The 3410-nt window shown below is 63.6% G+C and carries 3 protein-coding genes and 1 pseudogene; all 4 read left to right on the top strand.

The genetic code is table 11. From position 1 onward, the window contains the following. Positions 1-845: pseudogene (locus EN781_RS29030) on the top strand (cell division protein FtsZ); the annotation flags it as partial. Between the two features lie 337 nt (positions 846-1182). Then, the gene (gene lpxC, locus EN781_RS29035) at positions 1183-2130 is read left to right on the top strand and encodes a UDP-3-O-acyl-N-acetylglucosamine deacetylase (RefSeq protein ID WP_126053904.1); all 948 of its coding nucleotides are present in this window, start codon (positions 1183-1185) and stop codon (positions 2128-2130) included. Between the two features lie 217 nt (positions 2131-2347). Continuing rightward, positions 2348-3217 (top strand): outer membrane protein assembly factor BamD, encoded by an 870-nt coding sequence (locus tag EN781_RS29040; protein ID WP_126053905.1) that lies wholly within the window; start codon positions 2348-2350, stop codon positions 3215-3217. An 8-nt stretch (positions 3218-3225) separates the two neighbouring features. Continuing rightward, positions 3226-3410: AAA family ATPase (locus tag EN781_RS29045; RefSeq protein ID WP_145965697.1), on the top strand; the 185-nt coding region annotated here is incomplete at its 3' end.

A 3410-nucleotide genomic window follows, 5' to 3' on the forward strand; every position in this document is an offset into this window, starting at 1 on the left:
ACCTCACCCTGTTCGAGGTCGACGAAGCCGCGACCCGCATACGCGAAGAGGTCGACCAGGACGCCAACATCATCCTCGGCGCCACCTTCGACGAGGAGCTGGAAGGCGTAATCCGCGTCTCGGTGGTCGCCACCGGTATCGACAAGTCGGCGGCCGAAATCGCCGCGGCACCGATCTCGATCCGTGCCGCACCGCAGAAGCCGGTCAGCCGTCCTGCCGCCCCGGTCGCGGAAAGCCGGCCGGCGCCGGTCCAGCAGCAGACCTATGAGCCGCGCGCCGCCGATCCGGTCGCCGAGGCGATCCAGCTTGCCGAAGCCAATGCCGCCGCGATGGCGCAGGCTCGCCCAGCGCCGACGGCGCATGCGGAAGAATTCCGTCCGCAGAGCAAGATCTTCCAGGCGCCACCCGCCCAGCCGCAGCCCATCGTCCAGCAGCAGGTGGTGCAGCCCGCGCCGCTCAGGGAGATGCCGCAGCCGGTTGCCGCCGCACCCCAGCGCATGCCGCGCGTCGAGGACTTTCCGCCGGTGGTGAAGGCCGAGGTGGAGGCCAAGAGCCGTCCGGCCGACCATGAGAACGGCGGTCCGATGGGGCTGCTGAAGCGCCTTACCAATGGGCTGACGCGCCGTGAGGAAGAGCCAGCCCGGCTGCAGCCGGCGCAGCCGCGCGAGCCGAAACTGCGCCAGGCGGCACCGGAAGTGCGCCGTCTAGCCAGCCAGGATCCGCAGCTCTACGCGCCGCGCCGCGGCCAGCTCGACGACCAGGGCCGGCTGACGCCGCAGAGCCGGGCCGTGCAGGACGACGACCAGCTGGAGATCCCGGCGTTCCTGCGCCGCCAGGCCAATTGACCGTTAACGGTTCGTAACAGTTGTTAACAGGCAGACAAGCGATTGTTTGCCTGTTAATATATTAAGTGCTGCAAAAACAAGGTGTTACAAACGCCTGCTTGCGTCCGATCGCGGTTACAGAGGGTAAGAAACCGTGATTTGGACTCTCCCGGCCGGACCATTATCTTCGCCCGAGCACTATCGGCTTGCCGGGATTCGGGGAGTTGGCCCTGCCTGCCGATCATATCAAGAGCCGCACGGTCTTGTTTATTTTGCCGCATGTATGCGCACGCCGGGTGATCCATCCGGCCGCAAAATACTCCAGGAAGCGATGAAGCGGACGCAGGCAGTATGGGCCATGGGGTTTGTCTTGCACGACTATCAGACGACACTAAAATCGCGCGCGACGCTGACGGGTACAGGCGTCCATAGCGGCAAGCCCGTCACCGTTCATTTTCTGCCCGCGGACGCCGATACCGGCATTGTCTTCCAGCTTTCCAATGGCGGCGAGAGCCGTGAGTTTCGTGCGCTTGTCTCCGAAGTCGGTGCGACCGACCTCTGCACCATGCTCGGCGATCCGGCGGGTGAGCACATCGGCACGGTCGAACATCTGATGGCCGCGGTCTTTGGACTTGGCGTCGACAATCTGGTCATCGAAATCGACGGCCGTGAGGTTCCGATCCTCGACGGCAGCGCCGTGCCCTTTGTCGAAGCCTTCGACCAGGCGGGCATCGAGACGCTGCCGGTCAAGCGCCGCTACATCCGGGTGGTCAAGCCGGTCCGCATCGAGAATGGCGCCTCTTGGGCCGAGTTCAGGCCTTATGACGGCACGCGCTTCGAGATCGAGATCGATTTCGAGAGCCCGGCCATCGGCCGCCAGCTCTTCGCCTCCGACATCAATCCCGACATTTTCCGCCGTGACATCGCGCGCGCCCGCACTTTTGGCTTCATGAAGGACGTCGAGCGTCTCTGGGCCGCCGGCTACGCGCTCGGTGCGTCGCTGGAGAACTCGCTGGTGATCGGTGACGACAACCGCGTCATCAACATGGGCGGCCTTCGCTATGCCAACGAATTCGCGCGCCACAAGACGCTGGACGCCATGGGCGACCTGGCGCTCGCCGGCGCCCGCTTCATCGGGTGCTTCCGCTCCTATCGCGGCGGCCACAGGATGAATGCGGCGGCTTTGCGTCGGCTTCTGTCCGACCGGTCTGCATTCGAGATCGTCGAAACCACACGTCGCGAGCGTGGTCGCAGCGCCGAAATGATTGCCGTGAGTGCGCCGCTCTACGCGCCCTGGATGATCTGATTCTTAACGATTTTCCGGCTTTGTGGCGGCCGACCCGGTGTTGCATGGATGCATCACCAGCAGGTGAAATCGTACCATTGCGGCGGCAGTGCCAAACCGCCACAAAAATGTGCGATTGGCCGGAGATAGCGTTGCCGGGCAAGGCGGTTATGGTCTATGGCTGCTGCCCCAGAGCGAAATGACGACTGAAATGACGCCGAAAGGGCGGAATCCAATCATGTTCTTCAAGCGAGTTGGTCAATCGAAAGCGCCGCGCCGGGCTGTTTTCCTGGCGCTTTCGGTGGTTGTTCCATCGCTCGTCCTGTCTGCCTGCATGTCCTCCGAGAAGGACGTCGACCTGTCGACCTATGTCGATCAGACCGAGCCGGCGGACGTCCTCTACAATCAGGGCCTCGCCAATCTGAATGCCGGCCGCCTGGACGAGGCGAGCAAGAAGTTCGACGCGGTCGACCGCCAGCACCCGTATTCGGAATTCGCCCGCAAATCGATGGTGATGGGCGCTTTCGCCGACTATCGCGCCGGCCACTACGACGAGGCGATCGGCTCGGCCAAGCGCTATCTGACCCTCTACCCGTCGACGGATGACGCCGCCTACGCCCAGTATATCATCGGGCTGAGCTACTACCGTCAGATCAAGGACGTCACGCAGGACCAGAAGGAAGCTCGCCTCACCGTACAGACGATGCAGGATCTGGTGACGCGCTGGCCGACGTCAGAATATGTCGACGACGCCAAGGAGAAGATCCGCTTCGCCACCGACCAGCTTGCCGGCAAGGAGATGCAGATCGGCCGCTACTATCTCGAGCGCCGCGAATACATCGCCGCCGTCAAGCGTTTCCGCACCGTTGTCGAAACCTATTCCAACACTCGCCATGTCGAGGAGGCGCTGGCGCGCCTGACCGAAACCTACTACGCCATGGGGCTGACCTCGGAAGCGCAGACCGCCGCGGCGGTGCTCGGCACCAACTATCCCGACAGCCAGTGGTACAAGGATTCCTACAAGCTCCTGCAGAGCAATGGGCTTGAGCCGCGCGAAAATGCCGGGTCGTGGATATCCAAGGCCGGGAAGCTGATCACCGGCGCCTGACATCCGCGATGCTGTCCAGGCTGTCGATCCGCGATATCGTCCTGATCGAGAAGCTGGACATCGACTTCTTGCCCGGCCTCTCGGTACTCACCGGCGAGACCGGCGCCGGCAAATCAATCCTGCTCGATGCGCTGTCCCTGGCACTCGGCGCGCGCGGCGATGCAGCACTCGTGCGCCATGGCGCTGCCCAAGG

It is taken from the genome of Mesorhizobium sp. M4A.F.Ca.ET.090.04.2.1 (assembly GCF_003999085.1).
Taxonomy (GTDB): domain Bacteria; phylum Pseudomonadota; class Alphaproteobacteria; order Rhizobiales; family Rhizobiaceae; genus Mesorhizobium.